Here is a 26,705-nt window from a genome sequence, read left to right on the forward strand (position 1 = left end):
TCTAAGGATAAAATTAATCGTTAAAGTAGAATCCGTTCGTACCTATTCCAGTAGTCAATTCTTTTTGTAGAGTTCCCGACAAATTGTAGATGTAAGCTTTACTGTCTTGAGTAAATTTCCCATCAGCAAAGAAAGCACGGTTGTTTTTTACTGCAAATCCGTAAAGGTATCCAATCTCTGGATTAGCTGTAAAAAGCGGAGTAGTAGCTGCTGTTGTTGCAGAAGTTGTAATTGAATACACAGAGCTTCCTACTGTATAATAAACTTGGTTGTTTTCTATGTCTAAAAACCCAGCAACCCCTTGAGATTCTGGAATTGTAATTTTAGAAACAGATTTGTCAGAGATTTTAACTTTTATAATTTCGCTACTTTCAGTAAAAGAAGGACGTAAGATAAAAAGAGTTCCATTTTCTTCTTCAATAGAATCTGAACCAGAACCAATTGTTATTGGAGTTTCTAAAGTTTTTGTGTTCAGATTGTAAATAGAAAGTTTGTCAGTTCCTATTGGATCTGTAATGTATAATTTTCCGCCTTCTTCTACAATTCTGTTTGCCGTTGTGTTTAATGAAATTTTGGATTCAACAACATTAGTTGCCAAGTTAATTACAGCAATATAATCATCTGTAACAGAATCGTATGAATTTGCATTTGTTACATAAGCTTTACCGTCTTTTATAACACCATATCTAGGATTAACTAAGCCGCTGTCAATTTTAGTAATTAACTTAAAAGTATAACGATTTACAATGTTTATTACGTTTGATCCGCCAGCAATAATATATGCTTTGTCTCCATCAAAAAAGATATTCTGAATAAATTTCCCAAGTACATCAGATCCGTTTTCTGTTTCATAAACGTCTTTTGTAAATATGCTGAAATCATTGCTAGAGAAAGATACTGTTCCAGAAGTAGAACCGCCTTCATTAACAATAAAAAAACCATTGTCGTAAGCGCCTTTCGGACCATCGTTGTCATCACTTGAACAAGAAGCGAATAACGAAATGCTTAACGCTATTAAAAGTAATTTGCTAAACTTCATATTTTAAAATTTTAAGGTTAAATACATATTGAAATTTCGACCTGGCATTGGTCTGCTTTCTAGACTTTCGTAGTTTTTATTTAAAAGATTCAAAACTTGAAAACCTATTTTGAAAGAATCTAAAAATTTAAGATCATAATCGATTCCGACATTAGAAATTGTATAATCATTAATGATTTCATCAGGATTATTATCGGCTCTTGTATAAACAAATCCGTTGTAAAGAATTTGATAATAAGCGCTTATTTTATTTCTAGAATATGAAACTGCTCCTGTTGCTTTGTTAAACGGAACAAAAAAGATCTGATTTTTAGTTTTTTCATCCTGAGAAACCGTGTAAGCATAAGTAGCATTTGCGGCAAAAATGTTTTTGCCATAACTTTTTTTCCAACTCAGCATGGTTTCGGTTCCATAACTGTTTACTTTATCTTGGTTTTTAGGAGTCCAAATACCGTTTGCGCCTGGAACCCATTGCAGCATATCGGTAATTTTCATATAATAAAAATTCTGCGTCCAAGTCAGGTTTTTGAATGTAAAAACATTACCAATTTCTCCCTGATAAGAACTTTCGGGTTTTAAGTCTAGATTTCCTCCTGGATTCCAATACAAATCATTGTAAGTTGGAATTCTAAAGTTTCTAGAAACATTCAGTTTTAAATTGTACCAATTATTGAATTTATAAGAAGATCCTAAATTGAATAAAACTGGAGATTTGTAATTGTCTGTAAATTCTTTTCTAACCCCAAGTTCGTTCTTCCAGTTAGCGCCAAAATCTTGTCTAACCAACAAAGCGACAGAACTGATTTCACGAATATGGCTTCCAAAACTAGTTCCGTAACCATTTGTTCGACTGTAATCTACAATTCCGTTTATATGTGTCTCTTTAAATAAATGATAATCGACGTCAAGCTTAGTAATCAAGTTCTCCGTTTTTCCGTATGTATAATTTTTTAAAGAATTATCGGCAAAATATTGATAGTTTTCGAAAATGTAAGCGGTTTTGAAATTAGTCTTTAATTTTCCAAAATTTCCGTCGTATTCCAATAAATTTCGGTTAAAACCATTTATGTATTTGCTTTTCGTTTCAGATTCTGTAACCAAAGAAGTATTGCGGTCAGTGTTTGAAGTCTGGCTGTACAGTTTTAAAATATGATTTTGATTGAATTTATAACCCACATTGGCATTTAACGTAATAATATCGTATTGCCCATTTTGGTTCCATCGCTGTTCACCTCTCCATGTATAGCGATCTAAGTATTTATAATCGTTTGTTGAGCTGTTTTTAGAAAAGCCAATTTGGGTACTCCATTTTTTATTTGAAATAGAAGTTTTGTAATTAATCCCAATTGTATTAAAACTGCCATAATCTAGTCTTAAATTATTCTCAAAACGATTAAAAAACAACAAATCGTTGTTTAAATGCACAGTACCTCCAACTGCGCCGCTTCCGTAAATTACACTTCCACCACCTGCTTTTACACTTATTGAATTATAATCTGAGCCCGAAATAGTATTAAAATCGGTACTTCCGTTCATTTGAGAATTAATGTTTATTCCGTTCCACATAACAGCTGTTTGCGAAGAAGTTGTTCCTCTAAAAGAAACCGTAGAAAGCATTCCTCGTCCATATTCTTTAAAATATAAAGTCGAATTAAAGTTCAATAAATCGGTTAGGAGCGCCTCGTTTTTATTGATTATAGAATCATTCAGTTTTAAAACAGATTGTGAAGCCGAATAGGTTTTTAAATTCTTATCTGAAACAAAAACTTCTTTCAGACTGGTAATAGAATCGTTCTGCGCCGAAATAATCTGGCACACAACAAATAAACAAAAAGTAAAAAATCTTTTTAAAGTCATAATTTCTTCACTCTTTTTCCCGAGAGTTTGATATTTGTTATAAAGGCAGGTCTCCTGGCTTGCGTCTTGCTGTTTACCTTCCCATCGCGCGCGGCGTGACAGTGGTTTGTAGTTTACAGCAAGCGTTCGTTTTTTTGAACTTAGCTTACAGTTGCGGGTACAGCTCAAGAATTATACTTGATTCCCTTTTAATGTATTTTTTAAATTAAAAACACAACCTTAATTTGTCGCAAAGATAAAGTTAAAAATATTGATTATTCAAATTTGTTTTAGGTTTCATGAAAAATTATAAATAATTAGCATTAAAAACTGATTTTTATAACTTCTCCGAAATCAACTTTATTATTGAAGGCGTCTTTTAATGGAAGCGAACTCTGATGGCATAAAATGCTTCTGATGATTCCTGCATGTGCAACAATTACAGTTGGCTGATTTATTTTTGAAAGTGTTTCCGACAAAAAATGGCCAACTCTTTCATGTAATTCAATAAAAGATTCTCCGTTTGAAACCTTGATATTCACGAAATCTTCCATCCAAGGATTGAGCTCTTCTGACGGAATTTCGTTCCAGCTTTTCAATTCCCAATCACCAAAATTCATTTCTTTTAAGCGTTCGTCTTCCTGATACGAAATGGTTTTGATATTTTCTTGAATGTGCTTGGCTAAAATAACACAACGTTTTAATGGACTAGAAAAGATAATCGCCTCTGAAGGTAATTCTGAAATGATTCTGCTAAAAATTTCCTCAAAAGGTTTTGCAATATCAACATCTGATTGTCCGTAACAAATTCCTTTTTCACAAACTGTTTCGGTATGACGAACTAGATAAATTTCCATAAAAATAAAATGCTTAAGTAAAATACAACTTCGCAAACTTGCTGTGTTGCGCCAAGGCAATCTCCAGTATAACCATCAATCCATTTCTGAAAATAGCGCGCTAGAAAATATCTCGTTATGAAAACAGGAATAATAGCAAGCAGAAATTTCAAATCGAAATAAGAAAATACAATTAACGGAACTAAGCCAAAAAAGAAAGATCCAAAAACTTCTTTCCAAGTATATTGTTTTGCAATTGGTTTGCTTTTGCTCGAAGCATCGTCACGAGAATATTCGTGTGTGAAAATAATGCTTATTGCGGCAAGTCGACTCAATGAATGAGCAGAAATAAACAAAAGGAAAATGAGAAGAATATTATTTGCAAAAAGTAAAACGGATTCTGCAAGCAATTTAAATTTTAGTAAAAAAAGCAAAACCAATCCGATTGCTCCGTAGGCTCCAATTGCACTGTCTTTCATTATCATTAAGATTTTTTCTTTAGTCCAGCCTCCGCCAAAACCATCACAGACATCTGCAAAACCGTCTTCGTGAAAAGCGCCTGTGGTTAAAATAGAAGTAATGATTGCTAGTATGACAGCAATTTCTGAAGAAAGAAAAAATGAAAAAAGATAAAAAGCTAAAAAAGAAATACCGCCAACAATCCATCCAATAAATGGGAAATATCTTGTGGCTTTATTTAAATAATCTGGATGATGCGTAATGTTTTTTGGACATGGAATTCTGGTGTAGAACATTAAACAGGTGAAGAAAATGTGTAGTTCTTTTTTCATTTGATTATGATTGTTTGGCTAAAGCCCTTTTTGGGAGCAAATTTATAACCTCCAGATAAATCTGGAGGCAATTCAAAATAAAATTAAAAAAAAGATTTCTATGAATTGCCAACATCTTTAGATGTTGGTTTGTTTATAGTTACTAATAAAGGCTTTAGCCAAATTTTTTTAGGATTGCTTGAATCCAAATTGACTATAAATTCTTCATATTTCATTTGATTATGATTATTTGGCTAAAGCCCTTTTAGGGAGTCAATATTAAACCAATATCTAAAGATGTTGGCAATTCATTTTGTATTTGTAAATCTAAATATATTAGAATTTCTTTTTCAAAATTAAATCATATTATTTTTTTGAATTGCCTCCAGATTTATCTGGAGGTTGAGAAAATGTCAAAGAATGAGGCTTTAGCCAAACTTTAGAGATTAGTAAATCCAAATTTGATCATAAATTCATTATATTCATCTTGAAATGTTTTTTTTATGATGTTCTTCTTGATTTTTAATATAATCTCGAACTTTATCTACAATAGATTCTGAAACTGAAACAGCAAAATACTCATCCTGCCATTCAAATTTATCTTTCGTTAATTGATTTTTATTAATCCAGTATGAAGATTCTCCTTTCAAAAGCTGTATTGTTTTCTGAATAGTCTGATTATTTCCTAATGAAATTAAACAATGACAATGATCAGAATATCCGCTAATGAAATCAAGATAAATTTCTTTCTTTATTGCATTTTCTTTTATGTGATCCCACACTTTTTGGCGAAGATGAATTGAATTTAAAAACGGAAATCTGTTTTTGGTACTCCAAACACAATGAATATAAATTTTGGTAAAAGGCATTTTTAATAATTTCAATTAGAAATTCAAAGTTATAAACTTTAAACAGCAAAAGAAAGTTATTTCCTACTTACTCCCGCGCTCTCAAAACTAGCCATTTCATTCAAAAAAGCTTCAGCTGATTTTAAAATTGGAAAAGCAACAGCGCAACCAGTTCCTTCGCCTAAGCGCAAATCGAGGTTTAAAATAGGTTTTGCTTCTAAATAATTTAATAATTCTGAATGTGCTTTTTCGGCAGAACAGTGACAAAAAACAGCATTTTGCTGTATGTTCGGATTTATTTTAAAAGCAATCAGATAAGCAATAGTACAGATAAAACCATCGACTAGAATTAGCATTTTGTTTTCAAAAGCTTCTAATATTGCTCCAGACATTTGAATAATTTCAAAACCACCAAAATAGGAAAGTTGCGCTATTAATTCGGTTTGACCGGAATAATTATCAATTGCTTTTTGAGCAAATTTTGTTTTAGAAGCAGTTTTTCATTTTCAACTCCAGTTCCCTTTCCGATGCATTCTTCAATAGGAAAACCTGTTAGAATACTCATTAAAACAGAAGCAGTTGAAGTGTTTCCGATTCCCATTTCGCCAAAACCAATACAATTCGAACCAGATTTTACAATATTTTGAACAATCGATTTTCCTTTATCCAAACACAACCAAACTTCAGATTCGCTCATTGCAGGAACATGTAAAAAGGATTGAGTTCCTTTTGCAATTTTTGCATCGATTAATTTTGCATTGGTTGGAAAATCGTAATTGACGCCTGAATCTACAATTGATAATTCAATATTATTCTGATTGCAAAAAACATTTATGGCAGCGCCGCCATCTAGAAAATTATTGACCATTTGGCGTGTAACATCTTGCGGATAATCACTTACACCGTGATTGGCAATTCCGTGATCGGCTGCAAAAACAACAATGTTAGGTTTTTCGATTTTCGGATTCAAAGTTTCAAAAACAGTTGCCATTTGAAAAGCTAGAGATTCCAGCATTCCTAAAGAACCAACGGGTTTTGTTTTTGAATCTATTTTTTCTTGTAAACGTTTATTGAAATCAGATTTGTTTTTGATTTCATTTTCTGATCTTAAATCAAAATCTGGAACATTTATTTGATGAATTTCTTTGATTTCATTACAAATGGGAGCTTCCGATTTTTGTTTCCAATGCAACTGTTGCAACATTGGCTGATTGTTATAATTGGTGGCTGGTTTTCCGATGCAGAAATAACCAAGCGGTTCTATATTTTCGGGTAAATCAAGTATTTTTTTAAACTGATAATAATTTAAAATCGAAACCCAGCCCATTCCGTAACCTTGTTCTGTAAGCGAAAGCCAAATATTTTGAGCCGCACAAACTGAACTGAATTTTACTGCTTCGTTACTCCCAATTGTTCCAATCGTAAACTGATTTAAAACGGAGCGATCATAAGCAATAATAAGTCCGATTGGCGCTTCTTCGATCGCTTCTAGTTTTAGCGATCTGTAAAGTTCCTTCTGTTCTGCATTATCGGTACGCTCTTCGGCTTTTTTATTGTAATCTAAAAACAGTTTTTTAATAGACGTTTTTACTTCATCCGATTTAATGAGATAATATCGTGTAGCATCAGTAAGCCCAACAGAAGGCGCCCAATGTCCAGCCTGTAAAGCTTTCTGAATTACTTCGTCTGGAACTTCATCGTTTGTAAAATGGCGTGTGTCTCTGCGGGATTTTAATATATCGTCTAAATTACTCATGCTATAAAATTACAATTTTTAAATTCCAAACTCCAAGATCAAACTCCAAAAAAGAAAAATTCCAAATTGCAAAACTCACTATGTTTTGCAATTTGAAATTTTTGTATTGAAATTTATCCTTTGATTTTAACCGAATTCCAGAAACCATAAGTACAACTTGATCAGCATTGGTTGCAAGAAATTGATTCATCCAACCTTGCAATTCAACAAATTTTCTGCCTATGTGCGTTTCTGCATGAACTCCCATTCCGATTTCATTTGTTACAATAATTATATTAGCATTTTCATGTTTAGCAATGGAAAGAAATTCTTTTTTAGCCTCTTCCAAACTTAGTTCGACGTCATTTTTATTATCGATAAAAAAATTAGTCAGCCAAAGCGTTACACAATCTATTAAGGCAGTTTTTTCAGAAAAATCAATTTCACTTAAATATTTTTCTTTTTCGATATTCGTCCAATGTTCGTCCCTTTCCTTCTGATGACGATCGATTCGGTTTTGAAAATCAGCATCCCATTTTCGTGCAGTTGCTACATATAAAGGAGAATCGGAAAGCTCTAAAGCAAGTTTTTGAGCATAACCGCTTTTTCCAGAACGTTCGCCGCCAGTTACCAAGTAAATCATTATATAATGGTTAATTATTAATTGTTAGTTGTTAATTTTTTTGCTTCTGATTGGTTTTTAGAAGTTTTAAGGATACTAGTTATTAATTTTAGTATCGTAATTGCATCATTATAAATGTTTTCAAATTCTTTTTCGTTGAGATAGTCAGTAGCTTTCAATAATTCTAGCCAATAAACAGTTTCATTGGCTTCTTTTTGAGCAATTGCAAATTTATGAATAAAATCGCTTTTACTCTCAGCATGTTCAGCTTCTCGAATCATTGCGCCAATACTAGTGCCAGATCTTAAAAGTTGTTTTGCAAGGATGAATTCTTTTTTAGTATTGTTTAAATATTGATAAAGTTTAACAATCCTTATGGCAAAATCAAAGCTTTTATTTCTAACAATGTTATTTTTCATAACTAACAATTAACAATTTATAATTAACAATTAATAGGGGCAATGTCGGCAGTTATTTCCGCAGCAGACTCCTCTTTTTAGATGAAACCAAGCTTTAAAAACATAGTTGCCATTTTCGATGTAGTAATCGATTCCTTCAATTAAATTATCATTTTTGGGCAAAAACATGGCCTTGTTATTAAGAGCCTTTTTTGGAGTTACAGTTTCGACATAAGCATCAATTTTATCTTCACAGGCTTCTTTAAAGCATATAGGGCAAAGGCAATCGCCTCCTTCTGATAGATTGAAAATAGGTGGATAATCATTACACCAGCACTTATTTTCGGGCGAAGTGTCGCCACATAAAAAAGCAGTTTCACAACTGGAGCAGATTTTTGTTTTTGGTACATTCATCAAATAAAAAGCGATTTGTTTAAATTTGTACGAATAAAGGTAAACAAAAAAAATAGAATTTGATTTACCTTTGTTGCCATACAAAACATAAAATATGAAATATTTTTTCCATAAATTACCAGTCGTTTTTGTGCTTCTTATCTTAATTGGATGTAAAAAAAATGAAGCGCAAGAGGTTGTAAAATCTGCTACTGCCAAAGAAAGTATCGAGTTTGCTTCTGGACTTTCGATCATAAAAAACGAGGGCTATTCAATTGTAAATGTGAGTAATCCGTGGCCAAATGCTAAGGGGAGATTTACTTACATTTTAAAAGAAAAAGACGTACAAATTCCTGATAGTTTAAATAAATATATTTCTATAAAAGTTCCTCTAGAAAGTGTTGTGGTAACTTCAACTACCAATATTCCTTTTTTAGAAATGTTAGAAGTTGAGAATAAATTGGTCGGATTTCCGCATACTGATTACATTTCTTCTGAAAAAACTAGAGCATTAATTGACAAAGGTTCTGTGAAAAACGTTGGACAAAATGAAAAACTGAACATTGAACAATTAATAGAATTGTCACCAGATTTGATTGTGACATTTGGTGTAGATAACAACAATCCTATGCTAGATAATCTTAAAAAAAGCGGTTTAAATGTTTTGATTCAGGGTGATTGGATGGAACAGTCTCCACTAGGAAAAGCAGAATGGATAAAGTTATACGGTGCTTTATTTGGAAAAGAAGAAAAAGCAAAAGAGCTGTTTGATAAAATCGTTGAAAGCTATAATCAAGCCAAAAAATTGGTTGCCGATAAACCTGCAACTTCAAAGGTTTTATACGGTTCTATGTACGAAGATGTTTGGTATGTTGCCAAAGGAAATAGCTGGGTTGCACAGTTTATGAAAGATGCAAAAGCGAATTATTTATGGGCTGATCTTGAAGGAACTGGAAGCGAAGGTTTGTCTTTTGAAAAAGTTTTAGATAAAGCAAAAGATGCAAATGTTTGGATTGCTTCTGGATCTTTTAAAAGTTTGGATGAATTGCAGAAAGCAAATCCGCATTACTCAGAATTTGATGCTTTTAAGAATAAAACTATTTACAATTTTGAAGGCAAAGTAGGAGCGACAGGTGGTACAGTTTATTATGAATTAGCACCAAGTCGTCCAGATTTGGTATTGAAAGATTATATCAAGATTTTTCATCCTGATTTATTGACGAGCTACGAATTTACTTTTGCTTCTAAACTGAATTAATTTTGGTGAGTAAAACACGAAATACCATTTTATTTACCGTTTTGGGCATAGGTCTTTTGTTAATGTTTTTTGCGAGCATTAGTTTAGGATCGGTTACAATTCCGTTAAAAGATGTTTTTGCAAGTTTAACAGGAGGGCATGCGGCAAAATCAACATGGGAATATATTATTATTAATTACCGTTTGCCAAAAGCAATTACCGCAGTTTTAGTTGGAACGGGACTTTCTATAAGTGGACTTTTGATGCAGACGCTTTTTAGAAATCCGCTTGCGGGACCTTATGTTTTAGGATTAAGTTCTGGTGCAAGTTTAGGTGTTGCTTTTGTAATTTTAGGAGCAGGATTTCTTCCTTCTTTTCTAAGTGTAATTGCATTGTCTTCTTACGGAATTGTTTTGGCATCAACTTTAGGAAGTACATTGGTTCTTTTTTTAGTTCTTATCGTTTCACAACGATTGAGAGACACAATGGCAATTTTGATTGTCGGTTTAATGTTCGGAAGTTTTACAACTGCAATTGTAAGCGTACTGACTTATTTTAGTACGGCAGAACAGCTTCAGAAATTCACTTTCTGGTCAATGGGAAATCTAGGTAATCTTTCTTGGACAACAATCGGAATTTTGACATTTTGCGTTGGAATCGGTTTGCTTTTAAGCGCCAAAAGTATAAAACCTTTAAATGCCTTGCTTCTTGGTGAAAATTACGCCAAAAGTATGGGATTGAATTTTAAACAAGCAAGATTAGTTATCATCTTTGCTACCAGTATTTTGTCAGGAGTGATTACGGCATTTGCTGGCCCGATTGCTTTTGTTGGTCTGGCAGTTCCTCATATTGCAAAACTGACTTTTCAAACTAGTAATCATACGATTCTATTTTGGAGCACTTTATTTTTTGGTTCGATAATAATGCTATTTTGTGATATTGTTTCTCAAATGCCAGGCTTTGAGGTTACACTTCCAATAAATGCTGTTACGTCTATAATTGGTGCGCCTGTTGTAATTTGGTTATTAGTTAGAAAAAGAAATTTTTAATATTTTTTTGCCACAGATTAAAAAGATTTACACAGATTCTTTAATTATTAGACAAAGAAAAAACTTAGAATCTCAGAATCTTAGCACCTTTAAAAATGAAAAACATTCTATCAACTTCAAGTTTAAATATTGGATATAAATCCAAGAAAGGAGTTACGGCCATTGCTGAGAATCTTAATATTAATCTTGAAGCAGGAAAACTCATTACTTTAATAGGAGCAAACGGAATTGGAAAATCAACTTTACTGCGAACGATTACTGGAATTCAGAAACCGTTGTCAGGAAATGTTTATTTGAATGAAAAAAAGATTTCAGATTATCAACCTTTAGAATTGGCGCAAAATTTAAGTTTAGTTTTAACCGAAAAACTACCACCAAGCAATCTTTCTGTTTTTGAATTAGTTGCTTTAGGAAGACAACCTTACACCAATTGGGTTGATAAATTATCTGATGAAGATATTGCTAAAGTTCATGAAGCTATGCAATTGACACAAATTGAACATTTGGCTTCGAAAAAACATTTCCAGATTAGTGACGGACAATTGCAGAAAGTGTTAATTGCAAGAGCTTTGGCTCAAGATACTCCCCTAATTATTTTGGACGAGCCAACAACGCATCTTGATCTCCTTCATAAAGTTTCGTTATTCAAGCTCTTGAAAAAGCTTACACAAGAAACTCAAAAATGTATTTTGTTTTCGACACACGATATCGATTTGGCTATTCAGTTAAGTGACGAAATGATCATCATGACCCCAGATAGTATAGTGCAAGACCAACCGTGCAATTTAATTTCTAACGGAAGTTTCAGCAATTTGTTCAAAGACGAACATATTATCTTTGATGCTCAAAAAGGGAAGTTTATTGTGAGTTAATATTTCGGCTGTCCTGCAAGGTTTTCAAAACCTTGTGGGTATAAATATTTCTAAGTTTTAAAGAAAATCTTGCAGAAAATCGAGATTATTTCTTCAATCCAATTTGTCTCTTAGCTTCTCCAACCACAAAAGCAACCGAATTGGCAATATTAAAACTGCGAATAAGCGGTGACATCGGAATCGTTAAATGATTTTCGAATCTTGACATAAACTCTCTGCTCAAACCAACGCTTTCTTTTCCAAAAACTAACCAGTCGCCATCTTGAAATTCGTTTTCTAAATAAGATTTATCAGAATGCGAACTCATTAAAAACACGCGAGAATGATCTGGAATTTGCGCAATCCATTCTTCGACATTTTGATATTCGGTTACATCAAGATGAACCCAATAATCCAATCCTGAACGTTTTAGGTTTTTGTCATTAATAACAAATCCGAAAGGATGAATTAAATGAAGACGGCTTTCTGTGCCAACGCACAATCTTCCAATATTTCGGTATTATTTGGTATTTCTGGTTCTACAAGAACAACGTTTAACATCTTTTTTTAGTTATGAATTATGAGTTATAAGTTATGAGTTTCTGGAAATTATCTAATTTCCATATTTTCTAATTTTCTAATTCGAAATCGGAAACTTCCAAAACTTCACCCGCTTTTAGGTTTTGCAAATATACATTTCCTATTCGAACGCGAACTAAACGCAATGTTGGAAAACCAACAGCCGCAGTCATTTTTCTAACTTGACGAAATTTTCCTTCTCTAACCGTGATTGAAGCCCAAGAAGTTGGACCATGACGTTCGTCTCTTATTTTCTTCGCTCTTGCTCCAAAATCAGGAATTTCAGTTACGATAGATGCTTTGCAACGTTTTGTTTTGTATTTTCCACCGTCAAGTCCAATTTCTACCCCATTTTGTAATTGTTCAATTGCTTCTGGCGTAATTAATCCGTCAACCTGAACGTAATATTCTTTTTCAACCTTTTTACTTCGAACAAGTTCGCTCATGTTTCCATCAGTCGTCAAAAGAAGTAATCCTTCAGAATCTTCATCTAATCTTCCAATTGCCATTGTGCCTTCTGGGAAATCGTGCAATTCGCCCAAAAGCTTTTTCTTTCTTTTTAATTCATAAATAAATTGACTTAAGTAGCCGTAAGGTTTAAAAAGAATGAAGTGTCGATGCATTTTTAATTTTTTGCAAAGATAGTTCTTTCCTAAAATTAAAACCCATTACTGCTTTTGCGATTTTATTTTTTGAGCCATTGATAAACAAACCAAATTGCAGTAACAATAAAAATGCCTATTAAAATGGAATAATAATTTTGAAAAAATTCATGAAAATAACTTCCAACAAAAATATAAATAGAAGCCATGCAAAGTTTAATCAAGATAAATTCGGAATTGGACCAGCTGGTTTTGATTTTGAAGAAATTCATAATAGTTAAGGTTGTTAAGTTGCTTTGAATAAAGGTAATAAAATAAAAAAACAGATGGCAATTATAAAAGAAAGCAATCTTAAGCCATAACTTTTTTGCGATTAGAATTTGTAATATTATAAACTAAAAGATAATGTTATGGAAACGAATAAATTAGGAACGAAAAAGATAAACGGAACGCAAAAAAATATAGACGAGTCTAAAGGAAAAAACGTTTCGCACGATAAAGAATTAAAAGATGCCAAACTGAATAAAGAATTGATTACAGATGCAGATGGCGATAAAAAGATTGTTGAAAGAGCTAGAAACGAAAATGAAGATATAAATGTAGCGAAGCATCAGATAAATCCAAATAATCCAAATGCAAATCGCGGAGTAGAAACAGAGGAAGAAGCAAATAAAACAGTAGAGAATAAAGATCGTAACTCTGATATAATTCCAAATCGATATTCAAACTCACATCCAGATAATCATGAAGATCGTGGAAACATGAAATTGGACGAAGAGAATTAGATAATACAAAATTTTAAACAAAATCTTGTCAATTTAATGTCAAATAACATAACATTAGCGCTTAACGTTAATGTTGTTTTAAACTCTTTTGAAAGCTTCGCCAATGCTCAAGTTCTTCGTAAATTAGAAGAATCAATTTAAAAACATATATAAAATGGCACTTTTAGAAAATAAAGTAGCTTTTGTATCTGGCGGAGGTTCAGGAATCGGACGTGCAGTGGCAGAAGCATACGCTCGAGAAGGAGCAAAAGTAGTAGTAGCTGATATAAATGTAGAGCACGGTGAAGAAACCGTAAAAATAATAAAAGATAAGGGCGGAGAAGCTTTTTTTGTAAAAGGAGATTCGTCGAGTGCCAATGACAATAAGCATATGGTTGAAGTTACGGTTTCAAAATATGGTCGATTGGATATTGCCTGTAACAATGCAGGAATGGGAGGGCCGGCAAAACCAACTGGAGAATATGAGCCAGAAGCTTGGGATAAAGTTATTGCACTTAATTTGAGCGGTGTTTTTTATGCCTGCCGTTATCAACTAGAACAAATGGAGAAAAACGGAGGAGGGAGTATTGTAAATATTGCTTCGATCCACGGACAAGTTGCCGCTCCAAATAGTGTCGCGTATACTGCAAGTAAACATGGTGTAGTTGGTTTGACAAAAAATATTGCGGTAGAATATGCTCAGAAAAATATTCGATGCAATGCTGTTGGACCAGGTTATATAGAAACAGCACTTTTAAAAGATAATTTGAATAAGGAAATGATGCAGGCTGTTGCGGCAAAATCTGCAATGAATCGTTTAGGGACAGCAGAAGAAGTTGCCGAATTGGTAACATTTTTAAGTTCTGAAAAATCTTCTTTCACAACAGGAAGTTATATTATAGCCGATGGAGGTTATACCGCAGTCTAATTATTTTTTAGAGTAAATAACATGACGATTGAAAAAGCAGTAAGCGAAAGTTTACTGCTTTTTTTTTGCTGAAACTGCTGTATTTGTAGGAAACATGGAGTTTTTGTTAGTGTTTTTGAGATGCTTATTATTTGAGTAATGTTTTGTAATAAGGCTTTTTTGTTATTTTTATTTTAGTATCTTTAAGTATGTGTTAAGCTTTATTGAATTATATTGATAAAAAAGCAAACATTAAGTTGATGGTTTTGTAACATTCCCTTAATTTTAAAGAAGATAAATTTGAACTCTAAAAACTCTATTCTTTAACGTATGAAAAAACTTTACTTTTCGCGCCTTATTCTGGCTCTTTTGTGTTTTTTTGCTTGCTTTTCTGGAGATCTTTTTGGTCAAACTAATCCAGAGGCGCAAGAACCATTACCTTACAAACAAGATTTTGAATCATGGCTAGCTACAGATGCACAGTTTCCAGCAGGATTTCAAGGTTGGACACTTGGTGGTAATGATGGTGGAGTAACTCAATACTTGACTTCTCCAACTTTTACAGATTATAATACTATACTTATTGGCAAAGGTGCAAATACTAATTCAGGAGGTTTTTATAATTATGTTGGTAAACTAGGTTTTTTAAACACAGGAAGTGTCAATCTTACAATTGGTTTTGCTTTTTCAAGTGTTGGAACAACAAATGTACAGGTTACATATAATGTAATGACAATAAGAAATCCTTCTGATGCTACAAATACGAGAGTTAATGAAGTGATTTTGCAATATAGAGTTGGTACTACGGGAGATTTTATTTCACTTTTAGGAACGGCATATAGAAATAATTCTAGCAATCAAATTAGTAATACTACTGCGCCACAAAATCCTCAACTAAGAAAAATTACTTTACCTGCAGAATGTGATAATCAGCCTGTAGTTCAAATACGTTGGGCTTCAAGACAAATTTCAGGCAGTGGAGGGCGTCCATCTTTTGCAATTGATGATTTAGATATTAGAAAAGATACTTTCGCTCCAGCTAATATTTCAGGTTACCCAAAAGCGGCAAATGTTTTAGCAGAAAGTTTTGATTTTATTAATAAAATTGATGAAATTGGAAAAACGTATTATGTCTTACTACCAGGTGGTAGCGAAGAACCAACAATTGCACAAATAAAAGCAGGGCAGGATTCTAATGGAACTGCAGCTTTGCAAGCAGGAGTTTTTGATGTAACAAATTCTTCTCAAGAATATGTAGCAAGTTTTACAGGGTTGCCTTTAAATACAGCATATTCTATTTTTTCTATTTCAGAAGACATTGCAGGAAATATTCAAGCATCAGTTAATAGAGTAGATGTAACAACGCTAAGTGTTATGCCTCCTGCTATATCTCCTTCTGTTGCGGTATTAAATTTAGGTGGTACCGAACCAAATTTTGATCCCTTAGTTAAAAATTACCAGATAGGAGCTTCAGATCTTACTGCAAATGTAGTGGTTACTGCTTCAGGAGATTTCCAAATTTCAAAAGATAATGCAACATATTCATCATCTTTAACTTTTGTTCCAACCGATTTTGATTCTAATGCCACACCAACAGTTTATGTAAAATTCACTCCTACTTCAGTTGCCAGTTTTACAGGTTCAATAATTCATGAAACAACAGGTGGGACAACTAAAACGGTTAATTTAACAGCGCTTGGAGTAAATCCTTTAGTACAAAATTTTGACGATGCAAATGTTTTTGTAAACAGTAATTGGGTACAATATAATGAGACGGGACCTTTAAACAAATGGTCTTATACTAACCAATCACGAAATGTTAACTCTGGAACTGGTGCAGTTTTAATGAACGGATATTCAGATGCTGGAGCTAGTAAAGACTGGTTAATTTCTCCAAGATTACGTTTAGATAGTTTTAACCACATTCCGTTATTATCTTTTTATTCTCGTCAATATTATGATGGACCATCTTTAAAATTAGTAGTTTCTACAAACTACGACGGAGTAAGTGATCCCAATACAGCCACATGGACGCCACTAGATGGTAAATTTCCAGGTAATACAGGAACTTACGAAAAATCAGAATATATAAATTTAATAGCTTATAAAACAGATCATACTTATTTGGCTTGGGTTTACGAAACGACTTCTGGTGGGCTTGATAATGCTGCAGAATGGTCTTTTGATGATTTTGCTATTATCGATGAATCAAAATATGTGGATTCAAACCCATTTTTAGATTTTGCAGATGTAAGTCCGAATTCGGTTTCTGCTAGTCAGTCTTTTGTTTTTAATGCTGCAGGTTATGACGATATTACTATTACTGCTCCAGCGTCTTACGAGTTATCATTAGATAATGTTTCATTTGCATCAAGTGTTATTGTTACTTCTGCCGAATCAGAAGCAGGAAAAACAATTTATGCAAGATTTGTTCCAACGACAAAAGTACCAACAATCTCTGGCGTTTTAACCGTTACAGGAAGCTCTCTAACTAAACAAATTGGTTTATTTACAGGAGCTTCTATATTAAAAGCAAATACTTACGATGTAGTGTCTTATAATTTAGAGTTTTTTGGAACCGATGTTAGAGATGCTACTGGTAAAGAATTTGGCCCAACGAATGATGCACTACAAATAGAAAACGTCTGCTAAAGTAATGAACACATTAAACGCAGATGTTTATGTAGTTCAAGAAGTTTCTGATGACTTGGCTCTTGAAGAATTAATTAAAAAAATTAGCATCAACGGAAAAACATTCGATAAAACAATCTCAACTTCTTGGTCGTATTCATTTAAGCCTTTAGATCCTTATTATCCACCACAAAAACTAGTTGTGATTTACAATACACAAACAACTACTGTAAAAAGTACAAAAGTATTGTTTAAAGATTTATTCGATCAAATTCTTGCGAATACGGTGGTTTTACCAAATTATCCAGGAACAAAAACTCCAGAAGAGAATGATGATAGTTTTTTCTCATCGGGACGTCTTCCTTATTTGGTTCAAGTTGAGGCTAATATTGGCGGAATTAAAAAAGAAATTAACTTAATTGATCTTCACGCACGTGCAAACAGCGGAACTGATATTTCAAAATACAATCAGCGCAAATACGATATAGATTACCTTAAAGATGCATTAGATACAGAATATCCAAATTCAAATTTAATTCTTTTAGGAGATTTTAATGATGATGTAAAAGCTTGGGTTGGTAATGCAAATACACCGTCATCTTATCAGAAATTTGTAGAAGATACAACTGGTTATAATGCTTTGACATTAGGCATTAGTCAGGCTGGAGCTTATAGCTTTTTAAGTTCAAAAGGATTTTTAGATCATATTTTAATTTCTGATGAATTGAATGAAGATTACATAGACAACTCAATCGCAGTTTATGACCCAAGAAATTTTGTTAAAAACTATACCACAACAACTTCAGACCACGGACCGGTAATTGCTCGTTTCTATTTGAAAGAAGACGTACTTTCTACACCTGATTTTGGAGCGAAAAACAAATATTTCGTAAAAGCTTATCCAAATCCTGCAACAGATGTTTTAAATTTTGATATCAAAACAGCACAAGCAAGAGATTTGAAAATTAGATTATACGATTTTAATGGACGTGCCATTGGAAATCCAATTAACGTTAAAAATGAATCTGAAGTTAGTACTGCAGTTGTTGCTGTTAATAATCTAGTCTCTGGAGTTTATTTTTACACGGTTACCGAAAACAATAAAGTTATTTTTAAAGATAAAGTGATTAAAAAATAAGTGCTTACTATTAATTGGAAAAGGCAGTCATTTTAAGACTGCCTTTTTTTTATGCAAATATTTTTCTGATTTCGTTTAAATCAATATCGTCTAGATTGGTAAAAAGAAAGAAATAATCTAATTGCCATTTCTGTGTTTTTTGAGCTTGTTTGCTTGAGGTTTCATCCCAAGGTGGATATACTCTTGTCGCTCTAATTCCTTCTTTGTTTTGGGTAGAAAAAATACCTTTCTCTAACGCTATCTTTTTTGGAAAAATAAATTGTCCCCAATTCTGATCTTTTCGAACAGTGATAATTACAAAATCTATATCGTCAGAATAGGCGAAAGGTTCAATGATCCCAGTTTGATTGCGTTTCCATAAAGTAACAAACTGTCCTGTTTTGGTTGGAGTAACTTTTGCTTCTCGATAACAAATCTTCTTATTGTTTATTAGAAAACGATGCGCCTTATATTCGTCGCTTTCACTTTCTTTTTGCAAAGAAGCAAGCAATAATTCAGCCTTATCATAAACGCTTTCTTTGCTTAATAGCAAATCAGCTGGAGCAGTAGTAAAATTCATAAAAATTCAATTCTCAAGTATTCTTGAAAATTACTGCAAATTCTCGTTAGAAAGCAACATTAAGGCCAAAATTTAATCCCCATTGAAACTGGTTGAAAGACTGGCTGTTTAACGGATTGACATAATAATTCATAGCAGGTTCAACAAAAACATTGGTTTTTTTGTACACACGATATTGAACCGTACTGCTTAAAGTAGAACCATAAACGTAATCGTTAGCATTCATATTTTCTCCAATAGAATGTCCATCCAAATTCACATTGTTAGAAATTAGTTTACCAACAAAACCTCCAGTGTTTAAATTAATGCTGGCTTTATTTTTATTAAAAATAGAATAAGAAACCTCAAGTGGCATCTCAATATATCTTAAGTTTTGATCCAATTTACCCGTTTGCACGTTTTCATTCTTCAGAGCTTCTTTTGTGCTATTAGAAATCAAAAGATAATCCTGACTTGGTTGATTGCCAGCAGCAGCAACTGGATAAGAGTCTGGAGCAAAAAAAGCATTGTTTTTGGCACTTAAATACGATACATTGGCAACGCTTTGGCCTAATTCGTTAATTTTTAAACCAGATCCAACAGCCCATTTTTTATTAATGCTGTATTTTGTTTTAACTCCATAAGAATTAGATTGTTTAGAATCGTTTACGTTGCCCAGAGTTTTTTCGTTTTTAGTGTTTTCAGAACTTGCAACACCAGCAAAAACAGCAACTGCCCATCTTTCTTTTTTATCAATCAAATTGTCTTTTTTCTCTTTTTCTTCTTTTGTCTTTTCAGGAGTTAAAATACCTTTTTCCAAATTCTGAAGTTCAGCCAATTGAATAGAGTCTGTTTTGCTTAAAGTGTTATTAAGCTTTAGATCGTCTTTTATGATAACTGCTTTATCGGTACGGTTATTTTCAGTTTTTCCTGAAATAGAAGTATTCGATTTATATACATTGTTGTTTACAGAAGAACTTTGGCTACTGAAAGCAATATTTTTGTTGTTTTTAGCTGTCAATTGATCGTCAAAAATAGATTTTGAGAGCGATTTGTTTGCTGTCGAGTTAAATTTACTTTGTTTGCCAAATGCAATACGTTCTTCAGAAATTCCTTTATTAGAAGTTTTTAAATTATTTCCTAAGATAGATTTGCTAGAAGATTTCACAAGCGATTTATCTTCTGAAATACTAGAATTCTGAAATGCAACCGATTCGTTTGGAGTATTGGCAACATTTGGAGTGCTATATTTAGAATCTTTTTTATTCGTTTTGTTGTTAGAATTTGTTTGAGCTACAGAAGTCTCTTGAACTTGAATTCCAGATTTGGTATTAAATTGATTTTTTCTTACTGAATTTTCATTTAAAGAATCTACCGTTTTACCAATATTATTATTTTGATCTAAATTTTTGTTGCTAGAGTTGTCATTTGTTTTTTTATCAAGAACAACACTATTGTTGCTGTTTTCTAAACCGCCTTTGTTGAGGTTGATATTTTCAGGCGAAGCAGTAAAATGTAATATTGAAGGCAGAAGCAACCCTAATAATAAGCATGCAGCAGCCGACCACCAAAGAACAACTCTCTTCTTCTTTTTAGGTTTGTCTAATTTTTCTTCAATCTGACCCCATAATTCTGGAGGCGGAACACTCGAAAAGTCTTCCATTGATGAAAAAATATCTTCTATTTTATGCTTCTTCATGCTGTTTTAAAATTTTTTATGCTCAAAATTCGCTTTTGTAATATATGTTTGGCGCGATTTAGATTTGATTTTGATGTCCCTTCGGAGATCTTTAGTAGTTCGGCGATTTCTCTGTGTTTCATTTTTTCAAATACATACAAGTTAAAAACCGTCCGATATTGATCTGGCAAATCCCGAATGTATTCTAGTAGTTTTTCCTGTTCTAGCGGAATAACTTCTAATTCCTCTTCTTCTATAAAATCGGTGTCAGGATCAAAAACATCCAAATAGAAACTTTCTTTTTTCTTCTTATTTAAAGTCTCGATGAGTTTGTTTATAAAAATCCGTTTTAGCCAGCCCTCAAAACTTCCTTCAAACTTATACTGGCTTATTTTCTGAAAGGCAATTACAAAAGCTTCCTGAAAAACATCTTTCGCATCATCTTCGTTCTTCATATATTTCAAACAGATGCCATATAAAACAGGAGAGAACAACTGATAAATTTTCAGTTGTCCCTCTCTGTCATTTTTAATGCACAGTTTGATATATTTTTCTAACTCGTCTTTCAAGAAATGGTTCAAATTTGATTTTGCAAAAATAGTTTTAAATAGCTTACAAAACTATCTTTTAAAAATAGTTCGAGTACCATCTTGATGGTTACTTACTATTGTTAAGTTTTGATTGTCAAGGTTTTCTATTACGTAGGTTTTGCCTTCGAACGTAATTAGATCACGTTCTGATTGGTCAAAATATGCTTTTCCTTTTTCTATCTGATAAACACTGTTTCTTATTTCTACATTGTTTTTATAAGTAATAACTCTTCCGTTTTGGGTGAAGATAATTTTCTTAGTAAACCCAATTGATTTTGGGGTAGCCACATAAGGATTGCTAGAACCTCCTATAGATTTTTCCCAAATCCAAGTATTGATTATTGATCCTGTAATTTTTTCTTTAGAAGAATTTACAGAAATCATTGATGTAAAAAGAAAGCAGGCAATAAAAGATAAAAAGAGATGCTTCATGATTTAAATTATTTTAAGCTTGTAATTTTGTCTTGAATCTTTTTCTTGAATTGTTTTACGTCAGCACTTTGATCTGCTGTGTCATTGTTGTCTATATAAATTTTTGTAGTGTTTCCTGCTTGACGCAATTCAAAATAAACTCCGCCTTGATCTCCTGCATCTGGAGTACCGTATGTTTTAGTTTGTCCTTTTAAAGCTAAAATCTCTGCAGGAACTTCTTTTAAAAGTAAAGTATATTCGCCTCTTTTAATTGTTGGAGTATATCTGTATTGCCCAAAATCATATTGTTTTGCACCAACATTTAAGAATTTTAAAGTATTGTAATCGTTAATTTGGTAGAATTTTTGGCAATCTGAACTAGCACATTGGTTGTTAAAACTTCCAATAACAATATTATCTGCATTCTCTGTTGTTTTGTTGAAAATCATTCCTTTTGATGTTTTCGGAATCAAAACAAAATTAGTTGGGTAAGTTGGGGTTTGAGTTACGTTTTCGCCAACAGCCGGAGTTTTTTCGTAATAGTTCACAACAATTTCGCAATTGTTTTCTACAATAGAGCTAATTACAATTTCGTAACCGCTTGTAGGTTTAGCGCCAGCAAAAAGTCCAACCAAATATTCTTTTGTAAAATCAATATTTGGATCACTTGCAACAGGGCAATTGTTAGTATGTTTTGTAAAATATTGATTCATTTTTTCCTGAGATCCAACAACAATTGCGGCAGGATTATTTTGCAATGTTTTTTCGCTATAATTACATGAGAAAGGAAAACCAGTAAAATTTACAACAGTATTAGAACCACAATCTACATAGTTATTTCCATCATTAAGAGAACAGGCACTGAATCCGAAGGCTACAAATAAGCCAAGCATTATTTTTTTCATAATTATTTTGATAGGTTTATATTTTAGTAGATAGCAGTTTTAAAAAAAGGTTGCGTTGAGGTTCTTATTTTTTTGAAAAAATAAAATGTTGGTTTAGTTTGAATTGAGAATGAATTAGTGAAATTTCCGTTTTAAAAACTAAGCACTACGTATTATTGCGTACTTTTACGTAAAATAAACTTAGTTATGTCTGATTATATACCGTTTTTATTAGGCTTTGTTGTTGCACTTTTTATGGGCATATACGTAGGTAGAATGCTTTCTGCATCAAAATTTCAGTCAGAAAAAGTCATTTCTGAGGAAAGATTGAATGCGTTAAACGGTCAATTGCAAATGCAGAAAGAGCAGTTTGAAAACGAAAAAAATAATTTTCAGAAACAATTGCAGTTAAATATTGCTGAGAAAGAAAACATCCGAACCGAAAAAGATAGTTTGGCAATTCAGCTTTCTAAAAAAGAAGTTGATTTTGAAAATTTATGGGAACGTCATAAAGAACAAAAAAGCGAAATCAATGAACTTCAGGAAAAATTCACTAAAGAGTTTGAAAATCTTGCGAATAAAATCTTAGAAGAAAAATCGGCTAAGTTTACCGAACAGAATACCGTTAATATGAAAAATATCCTAACTCCTTTGCAGGATAAAATTTTGGTATTTGAACAGAAAGTAGAACAAACACATAAAGAAAGTATAGATTATCATGCAGCACTTCGTCAGCAGATTATTGGTTTGAGCGAAATGAATGCGCAAATGAGCAAAGAAACCTTAAATCTTACTAAAGCTCTAAAAGGCGACAGTAAAATGCAGGGAAATTGGGGAGAATTGGTTCTAGAACGTGTTTTAGAAAAATCGGGATTAGAAAAAGGAAGAGAATATGAAGTCCAGCAAAGTTTTACCAATAGCGAAGGAAATCGTGTTTTGCCAGACGTTGTAATTAATCTTCCGGATGGTAAGAAAATGATTGTTGATTCTAAAGTTTCGCTTTCAGCTTACGAAAAATGGGTAAACGAAGAGTCGGAACTTTTAAAAATAGAATTTCTTAAAGAACATGTTATTTCTATAAAAAGGCATGTTGAGCAATTGGGAAGTAAAAACTATCATGATTTGTATCAAATGGAAAGTCCCGATTTTGTACTGCTTTTTATTCCAATGGAACCCGCTTTTGCAATTGCTTTAAACGAAGATCCCTCTTTATATACAAAAGCATTTGATAGAAATATTGTAATTGTTACGCCAAGTACGCTTTTGGCAACTTTACGAACAATTGACAGTATGTGGACGAATCAAAAACAGCAAGAAAATGCGTTAGAGATTGCAAGACAAGCAGGAGCTTTATATGATAAATTTGAAGGTTTTGTGTCCGATTTAGTCCGAATAGGAAATAAAATAAAAGACACTAAAACTGAATACGAAAGCGCCATGAATAAACTGGTTGACGGAAAAGGAAACCTGATTTCGAGCGTAGAAAGATTAAAAAAAATGGGAGCAAAAGCAAAGAAATCGCTTCCAGACAATATTATTGCAAGAGCGATTAATTCAGATGAAAATGAGTTATTGAATTAGAAGGGTAAAGAAGCAAGAAGAAAGACTAACGTAATATATAATACAATACAACTAATCAAAAAAATACCAAAAACAAAAACATGAGTACAGATTTTAAACCCGTTTCATCATCAAAAGTTAGTATATCAGAATTAATGTTGCCTTCGCATACCAACTTTAGCGGGAAAATTCACGGAGGATATATTTTACAATTGTTAGATCAAATTGCCTTTGCATCAGCATCAAAATTCAGCGGAAATTATTGTGTGACTGCCTCTGTAGATACGGTAAACTTTTTGAAACCAATCGAAGTTGGAGAATTAGTAACAATGAAAGCTTCTGTAAATTATGTTGGAAGAAGTTCTATGATTGTAGGTATACGTGTAGAAGCAGAAAACATTCAGACAGGAGCTATCAAACATTGTAATTCATCTTATTTTACAATGGTTGCCAAAGATAAAGACGGAAAAAGCGTTCGGTTCCAGGATTGATTTTATCTAATTTGGAAGAAGTACGCCGTTTCAGAAAAGCAATAAAACATATCGAAGTTCGAAAAGAAGTAGAAGAACACGAAAAATTGACCAATATTAATTCTATCGAAGATTTGGCGAGCCTTGAAAAATATAATGTTCTTTTAGAAATTAGCTAAATTTTCTTATATTTATTGAAATCATTAAATATTTAGAAAGCATGGTCAAGTTTGGATATACAATTTTATATGTTGAAAATGTCGAAGAAACTATTTCGTTTTACGAAAACGCATTTGGTTTTTCGAGAAAATTTGTCACCCCAGATAATGATTATGGCGAATTAATTACGGGAGAAACAACACTTTCATTTGCTTCAAAAAAATTAGCTTCAAAAAATTTACCCGATGGTTTTATCGAAAGCAGTTTAGAAGACAAACCTTTTGCCATAGAAATTGGCTTTATTACAGAGAATGTTCCAGAAGTTTTGCAAAAAGCTACTTCTTTTGGAGCTGTTATTGTTTTAGAACCTGTAGAAAAACCGTGGGGACAAGTTGTAGCATACGCAAGAGATTTAAACGGATTTTTGATTGAGATTTGTACAGAAGTAAAAAGTTAAGTTTTGACAGTATTTGGCATCTCATACCTTTTATTTTTCAATTAAAACATTCACAAATATTTAGCATAAGTTCTAAAACTTCGCATACAAAAATTCCGTAACTTTAAGTGTAATTATTGGGTTACGGAAATTTTTCACTGAGTATTGCCGTTCGATTTTTTTCAGATTAATTAGAATCTGATTTTATTTTCTCTTAGTCAGAATAAATGGAATGACATAATTGTTTAAATGAAGACGATTATGAAAACAACTACTTTATTATTTTTACTTTTTACTGCTTTTTCTGTCATTGCCCAAGACAAATTTTTTACAAATACAGGGACAATAAATTTTGAAGCGTCTGTTCCGCTATTTGAAGAAGTGAGAGCTGTAAATAGACAAGTTGCCATACTTTTAGAACCTAAAACAAGTACTTTTATCTGTACTGTTATTATCAAAGATTTTCGTTTTAAATTAGATTTGATGCAAGAGCATTTCAATGAAAATTATATGCAAAGCAATCGTTATCCTAAAGCTGTGTTTAAAGGAAAGATCGAAAAATTTGATTTGAAAGATATTAATGAGGTTGAAAAACAATACCAAATAAAGGGGAAGCTTAATTTGCGCGGAAAGTCGAAGGAGATTATCGTAAATGCTTTGATAAAAAGAGTTCCAGAAGGAATTCAGGTTATTTCCGATTTTCCAATTGCAGTATCTGATTTCAATATTAGTATTCCAACTACTATTGCGGCTAAAATTGCAAAAACGGCCAATACAGAACTCACGGGTGTTGTGCGCAGTGATGACACAATGCTAACACTTAAGTAAAAAACTACTTTATACAGTTTATAAGTGTCTTTTCTAGATCGGTAAACTGAAACTCAAAACCTGTTTTCTGAATTTTTTCTGAAGAAACACGTTGTCCTGTCAAGACAGCTACACTCATTTGCCCAAGTAAAATCTTTAGCACAAAAGGTGGAACTTTTGGCGACCATATACTATAATCGTATAGTTTTGCCATAGTTTTAGAAAATCGAGCATTTGTGGTATTGTCAGTAATACAAGCATTGTAGGCGCCTTCAAGTTGGTTGTCTTCAATGCTTTTTAAATAAATCTGACATAAATCTTCAACATGAATCCAAGGTAGATATTGTTTGCCTGAACCTAATACGGCACCAAAACCGGACTTAAAAGTAGGAATCATTTTTTTTAAGAAACCTTCATTTTTGCCCAAAACAATGCCAGTCCTAATTTTGACTGTTCGAATATTTAAAGAACTAATTTTATCGGCAGCGCTTTCCCATTTTTGACATGTAATGCCAAGAAAATCATCAGCTGGCGGAGTATTTTCAGTACAGATTTTATGACTTGTAACAGCACCATAAATTCCAATGCCAGAAGCAGAAATAAATGCTTCCAGTTTTTTATTGTTCATTTCTAAAACAGAATAGATCATTTCTACTGGTCTTACGCGGCTTTCTATAATAGCTTTTTTGCGTCTTTTGGTCCATCTTTTTTCTACTATTCCTTCGCCTGCAAGGTGAATGATATAATCGGCATTTAGAATTGCATTTTTATCAATGTAGTTTTTCTTTATGTCCCATTTATAATAAGTAATTCTTGCACTGTCTTTTTTATCAGAACGACTCAAAACGGAAACAGAAAAACCTGCTTCGATCAGAACATCTGTCAAATATTTTCCAATGAAACCAGTTCCGCCTGTTAATAGAACATTTTGAGCCAT

The 26,705-nt window shown here is 32.6% G+C and carries 24 protein-coding genes, 4 pseudogenes and 1 riboswitch; of the genes and pseudogenes, 11 read left to right on the forward strand and 17 right to left on the reverse strand.

The window, feature by feature from the left end; genetic code table 11:
* Positions 1-13: 13 nt before the first annotated feature.
* The 9 genes and pseudogenes from P5P87_RS21600 to P5P87_RS21645 all read right to left on the reverse strand — a co-directional run bounded on the left by P5P87_RS21600 (position 14) and on the right by P5P87_RS21645 (position 8,498).
* Positions 14-1,039, reverse strand: coding sequence for a YncE family protein (locus P5P87_RS21600; RefSeq protein ID WP_198858186.1), 1,026 nt, complete (start codon positions 1,037-1,039; stop codon positions 14-16).
* Between the two features lie 3 nt (positions 1,040-1,042).
* Positions 1,043-2,896 (reverse strand): TonB-dependent receptor plug domain-containing protein, encoded by a 1,854-nt coding sequence (locus P5P87_RS21605; protein ID WP_278020578.1) that lies wholly within the window; start codon positions 2,894-2,896, stop codon positions 1,043-1,045.
* A 27-nt stretch (positions 2,897-2,923) separates the two neighbouring features.
* Positions 2,924-3,133: riboswitch (cobalamin riboswitch) on the reverse strand.
* 65 nt (positions 3,134-3,198) lie between these two features.
* Positions 3,199-3,732, reverse strand: coding sequence for an alpha-ribazole phosphatase (gene cobC, locus P5P87_RS21610; protein WP_278020579.1), 534 nt, complete (start codon positions 3,730-3,732; stop codon positions 3,199-3,201).
* Positions 3,717-4,502 (reverse strand): adenosylcobinamide-GDP ribazoletransferase, encoded by a 786-nt coding sequence (locus P5P87_RS21615; protein ID WP_278020580.1) that lies wholly within the window; start codon positions 4,500-4,502, stop codon positions 3,717-3,719. The genes cobC and P5P87_RS21615 overlap by 16 nt, the downstream gene beginning before the upstream one ends.
* A gap of 418 nt (positions 4,503-4,920) precedes the next feature.
* A pseudogene (locus P5P87_RS21620) lies at positions 4,921-5,350 on the reverse strand (transposase).
* Between the two features lie 56 nt (positions 5,351-5,406).
* Positions 5,407-7,085, reverse strand: a pseudogene (gene cobT, locus P5P87_RS21630) (nicotinate-nucleotide--dimethylbenzimidazole phosphoribosyltransferase).
* Position 7,086: 1 nt separating this feature from the next.
* Positions 7,087-7,707, reverse strand: coding sequence for a bifunctional adenosylcobinamide kinase/adenosylcobinamide-phosphate guanylyltransferase (gene cobU / locus P5P87_RS21635; protein WP_278020583.1), 621 nt, complete (start codon positions 7,705-7,707; stop codon positions 7,087-7,089).
* A 17-nt stretch (positions 7,708-7,724) separates the two neighbouring features.
* Positions 7,725-8,105 (reverse strand): four helix bundle protein, encoded by a 381-nt coding sequence (locus P5P87_RS21640; protein ID WP_278020584.1) that lies wholly within the window; start codon positions 8,103-8,105, stop codon positions 7,725-7,727.
* Between the two features lie 30 nt (positions 8,106-8,135).
* The gene (locus P5P87_RS21645) at positions 8,136-8,498 is read right to left on the reverse strand and encodes a C1orf53 family protein (protein ID WP_198858180.1); all 363 of its coding nucleotides are present in this window, start codon (positions 8,496-8,498) and stop codon (positions 8,136-8,138) included.
* Between the two features lie 94 nt (positions 8,499-8,592).
* Between P5P87_RS21645 and P5P87_RS21650 the strand changes: the two genes are divergently transcribed.
* The 3 genes from P5P87_RS21650 to P5P87_RS21660 all read left to right on the forward strand — a co-directional run bounded on the left by P5P87_RS21650 (position 8,593) and on the right by P5P87_RS21660 (position 11,635).
* On the forward strand, positions 8,593-9,735 hold the full coding sequence (locus tag P5P87_RS21650) for an ABC transporter substrate-binding protein (protein WP_278020585.1): 1,143 nt from the start codon (positions 8,593-8,595) through the stop codon (positions 9,733-9,735).
* A gap of 62 nt (positions 9,736-9,797) precedes the next feature.
* Entirely contained in the window at positions 9,798-10,763 is a 966-nt protein-coding gene (locus P5P87_RS21655; RefSeq protein WP_278022821.1) for an iron ABC transporter permease, read from the forward strand.
* A 95-nt stretch (positions 10,764-10,858) separates the two neighbouring features.
* Positions 10,859-11,635, forward strand: a complete 777-nt coding sequence (locus P5P87_RS21660) for an ABC transporter ATP-binding protein (protein WP_278020586.1) — start codon at positions 10,859-10,861, stop codon at positions 11,633-11,635.
* Positions 11,636-11,720: 85 nt separating this feature from the next.
* On the opposite strand, the pseudogene P5P87_RS21665 reads toward P5P87_RS21660, so the two are convergent.
* Together P5P87_RS21665 and P5P87_RS21670 are read right to left on the reverse strand one after the other, a co-directional pair.
* Positions 11,721-12,175 (reverse strand): annotated as a pseudogene (locus tag P5P87_RS21665) (tRNA (cytidine(34)-2'-O)-methyltransferase).
* Between the two features lie 68 nt (positions 12,176-12,243).
* Entirely contained in the window at positions 12,244-12,816 is a 573-nt protein-coding gene (locus tag P5P87_RS21670) for a pseudouridine synthase (RefSeq protein WP_278020587.1), read from the reverse strand.
* A 389-nt stretch (positions 12,817-13,205) separates the two neighbouring features.
* Here P5P87_RS21670 and P5P87_RS21675 point away from each other — a divergent pair, with 389 nt between their 5' ends.
* The 4 genes from P5P87_RS21675 to P5P87_RS21690 all read left to right on the forward strand — a co-directional run bounded on the left by P5P87_RS21675 (position 13,206) and on the right by P5P87_RS21690 (position 18,235).
* On the forward strand, positions 13,206-13,580 hold the full coding sequence (locus tag P5P87_RS21675; protein ID WP_198858175.1) for a hypothetical protein: 375 nt from the start codon (positions 13,206-13,208) through the stop codon (positions 13,578-13,580).
* A 154-nt stretch (positions 13,581-13,734) separates the two neighbouring features.
* On the forward strand, positions 13,735-14,487 hold the full coding sequence (locus P5P87_RS21680) for an SDR family NAD(P)-dependent oxidoreductase (protein WP_198858174.1): 753 nt from the start codon (positions 13,735-13,737) through the stop codon (positions 14,485-14,487).
* Between the two features lie 309 nt (positions 14,488-14,796).
* Positions 14,797-17,118: a hypothetical protein gene (locus tag P5P87_RS21685; RefSeq protein WP_278020588.1), complete on the forward strand. Its 2,322-nt coding sequence runs from the start codon at positions 14,797-14,799 to the stop codon at positions 17,116-17,118.
* Positions 17,119-17,122: 4 nt separating this feature from the next.
* Positions 17,123-18,235 (forward strand): T9SS type A sorting domain-containing protein, encoded by a 1,113-nt coding sequence (locus tag P5P87_RS21690; protein WP_278020589.1) that lies wholly within the window; start codon positions 17,123-17,125, stop codon positions 18,233-18,235.
* A 49-nt stretch (positions 18,236-18,284) separates the two neighbouring features.
* Here the strand turns inward: P5P87_RS21690 and P5P87_RS21695 are convergent, their stop codons facing one another.
* The 5 genes from P5P87_RS21695 to P5P87_RS21715 all read right to left on the reverse strand — a co-directional run bounded on the left by P5P87_RS21695 (position 18,285) and on the right by P5P87_RS21715 (position 22,357).
* On the reverse strand, positions 18,285-18,794 hold the full coding sequence (locus tag P5P87_RS21695; protein WP_278020590.1) for a MepB family protein: 510 nt from the start codon (positions 18,792-18,794) through the stop codon (positions 18,285-18,287).
* Between the two features lie 46 nt (positions 18,795-18,840).
* Positions 18,841-20,472 (reverse strand): hypothetical protein, encoded by a 1,632-nt coding sequence (locus P5P87_RS21700; RefSeq protein WP_278020591.1) that lies wholly within the window; start codon positions 20,470-20,472, stop codon positions 18,841-18,843.
* Positions 20,469-20,906 (reverse strand): RNA polymerase sigma factor, encoded by a 438-nt coding sequence (locus P5P87_RS21705; RefSeq protein ID WP_278020592.1) that lies wholly within the window; start codon positions 20,904-20,906, stop codon positions 20,469-20,471. Before P5P87_RS21705 ends, P5P87_RS21700 begins: the two co-directional genes overlap by 4 nt.
* Positions 20,907-21,071: 165 nt before the next feature.
* Positions 21,072-21,473 carry a hypothetical protein gene (locus P5P87_RS21710; protein WP_278020593.1) on the reverse strand — a complete coding sequence of 134 codons (402 nt, stop codon included), beginning with the start codon at positions 21,471-21,473 and terminating at the stop codon, positions 21,072-21,074.
* Positions 21,474-21,481: 8 nt separating this feature from the next.
* Positions 21,482-22,357 (reverse strand): protease complex subunit PrcB family protein, encoded by an 876-nt coding sequence (locus tag P5P87_RS21715; RefSeq protein ID WP_198858168.1) that lies wholly within the window; start codon positions 22,355-22,357, stop codon positions 21,482-21,484.
* Between the two features lie 186 nt (positions 22,358-22,543).
* On the opposite strand from P5P87_RS21715, the gene P5P87_RS21720 reads away from it, so the two are divergent.
* The 4 genes and pseudogenes from P5P87_RS21720 to P5P87_RS21735 all read left to right on the forward strand — a co-directional run bounded on the left by P5P87_RS21720 (position 22,544) and on the right by P5P87_RS21735 (position 25,789).
* Positions 22,544-23,917: a DNA recombination protein RmuC gene (locus P5P87_RS21720; protein WP_198858167.1), complete on the forward strand. Its 1,374-nt coding sequence runs from the start codon at positions 22,544-22,546 to the stop codon at positions 23,915-23,917.
* An 80-nt stretch (positions 23,918-23,997) separates the two neighbouring features.
* A pseudogene (locus tag P5P87_RS21725) lies at positions 23,998-24,545 on the forward strand (acyl-CoA thioesterase).
* A gap of 41 nt (positions 24,546-24,586) precedes the next feature.
* A complete protein-coding gene (locus tag P5P87_RS21730; RefSeq protein ID WP_198858165.1) occupies positions 24,587-24,982 on the forward strand; it encodes a VOC family protein in 396 nt (131 codons plus the stop codon).
* A 240-nt stretch (positions 24,983-25,222) separates the two neighbouring features.
* Positions 25,223-25,789, forward strand: a complete 567-nt coding sequence (locus tag P5P87_RS21735) for a YceI family protein (protein WP_198858164.1) — start codon at positions 25,223-25,225, stop codon at positions 25,787-25,789.
* A gap of 4 nt (positions 25,790-25,793) precedes the next feature.
* Here the strand turns inward: P5P87_RS21735 and P5P87_RS21740 are convergent, their stop codons facing one another.
* Positions 25,794-26,705, reverse strand: a complete 912-nt coding sequence (locus P5P87_RS21740; protein WP_278020594.1) for a TIGR01777 family oxidoreductase — start codon at positions 26,703-26,705, stop codon at positions 25,794-25,796.

Origin of the sequence: Flavobacterium ginsengisoli, from assembly GCF_029625315.1 — a bacterium.
Lineage (GTDB): Bacteria > Bacteroidota > Bacteroidia > Flavobacteriales > Flavobacteriaceae > Flavobacterium > Flavobacterium ginsengisoli.

What these genes read in the sequence shown, in the direction of transcription:
- P5P87_RS21690 (WP_278020589.1), top strand. Translation starts at nt 17,123, where the DNA reads ATGAACACATTAAACGCAGATGTTTATGTAGTTCAAGAAGTTTCTGAT.
- P5P87_RS21710 (WP_278020593.1), bottom strand. Translation starts at nt 21,473, where the DNA reads ATGAAGCATCTCTTTTTATCTTTTATTGCCTGCTTTCTTTTTACATCA.
- P5P87_RS21735 (WP_198858164.1), top strand. Translation starts at nt 25,223, where the DNA reads ATGAAAACAACTACTTTATTATTTTTACTTTTTACTGCTTTTTCTGTC.
- P5P87_RS21645 (WP_198858180.1), bottom strand. Translation starts at nt 8,498, where the DNA reads ATGAATGTACCAAAAACAAAAATCTGCTCCAGTTGTGAAACTGCTTTT.
- P5P87_RS21700 (WP_278020591.1), bottom strand. Translation starts at nt 20,472, where the DNA reads ATGAAGAAGCATAAAATAGAAGATATTTTTTCATCAATGGAAGACTTT.
- P5P87_RS21720 (WP_198858167.1), top strand. Translation starts at nt 22,544, where the DNA reads ATGTCTGATTATATACCGTTTTTATTAGGCTTTGTTGTTGCACTTTTT.
- P5P87_RS21670 (WP_278020587.1), bottom strand. Translation starts at nt 12,816, where the DNA reads ATGCATCGACACTTCATTCTTTTTAAACCTTACGGCTACTTAAGTCAA.
- P5P87_RS21600 (WP_198858186.1), bottom strand. Translation starts at nt 1,039, where the DNA reads ATGAAGTTTAGCAAATTACTTTTAATAGCGTTAAGCATTTCGTTATTC.
- P5P87_RS21730 (WP_198858165.1), top strand. Translation starts at nt 24,587, where the DNA reads ATGGTCAAGTTTGGATATACAATTTTATATGTTGAAAATGTCGAAGAA.
- P5P87_RS21605 (WP_278020578.1), bottom strand. Translation starts at nt 2,896, where the DNA reads ATGACTTTAAAAAGATTTTTTACTTTTTGTTTATTTGTTGTGTGCCAG.
- P5P87_RS21675 (WP_198858175.1), top strand. Translation starts at nt 13,206, where the DNA reads ATGGAAACGAATAAATTAGGAACGAAAAAGATAAACGGAACGCAAAAA.
- P5P87_RS21640 (WP_278020584.1), bottom strand. Translation starts at nt 8,105, where the DNA reads ATGAAAAATAACATTGTTAGAAATAAAAGCTTTGATTTTGCCATAAGG.
- P5P87_RS21660 (WP_278020586.1), top strand. Translation starts at nt 10,859, where the DNA reads ATGAAAAACATTCTATCAACTTCAAGTTTAAATATTGGATATAAATCC.
- P5P87_RS21695 (WP_278020590.1), bottom strand. Translation starts at nt 18,794, where the DNA reads ATGAATTTTACTACTGCTCCAGCTGATTTGCTATTAAGCAAAGAAAGC.
- P5P87_RS21705 (WP_278020592.1), bottom strand. Translation starts at nt 20,906, where the DNA reads ATGAAGAACGAAGATGATGCGAAAGATGTTTTTCAGGAAGCTTTTGTA.
- P5P87_RS21680 (WP_198858174.1), top strand. Translation starts at nt 13,735, where the DNA reads ATGGCACTTTTAGAAAATAAAGTAGCTTTTGTATCTGGCGGAGGTTCA.
- P5P87_RS21650 (WP_278020585.1), top strand. Translation starts at nt 8,593, where the DNA reads ATGAAATATTTTTTCCATAAATTACCAGTCGTTTTTGTGCTTCTTATC.
- P5P87_RS21715 (WP_198858168.1), bottom strand. Translation starts at nt 22,357, where the DNA reads ATGAAAAAAATAATGCTTGGCTTATTTGTAGCCTTCGGATTCAGTGCC.
- P5P87_RS21740 (WP_278020594.1), bottom strand. Translation starts at nt 26,705, where the DNA reads ATGGCTCAAAATGTTCTATTAACAGGCGGAACTGGTTTCATTGGAAAA.
- P5P87_RS21685 (WP_278020588.1), top strand. Translation starts at nt 14,797, where the DNA reads ATGAAAAAACTTTACTTTTCGCGCCTTATTCTGGCTCTTTTGTGTTTT.
- cobC (WP_278020579.1), bottom strand. Translation starts at nt 3,732, where the DNA reads ATGGAAATTTATCTAGTTCGTCATACCGAAACAGTTTGTGAAAAAGGA.
- P5P87_RS21655 (WP_278022821.1), top strand. Translation starts at nt 9,798, where the DNA reads ATGTTTTTTGCGAGCATTAGTTTAGGATCGGTTACAATTCCGTTAAAA.
- P5P87_RS21615 (WP_278020580.1), bottom strand. Translation starts at nt 4,502, where the DNA reads ATGAAAAAAGAACTACACATTTTCTTCACCTGTTTAATGTTCTACACC.
- cobU (WP_278020583.1), bottom strand. Translation starts at nt 7,707, where the DNA reads ATGATTTACTTGGTAACTGGCGGCGAACGTTCTGGAAAAAGCGGTTAT.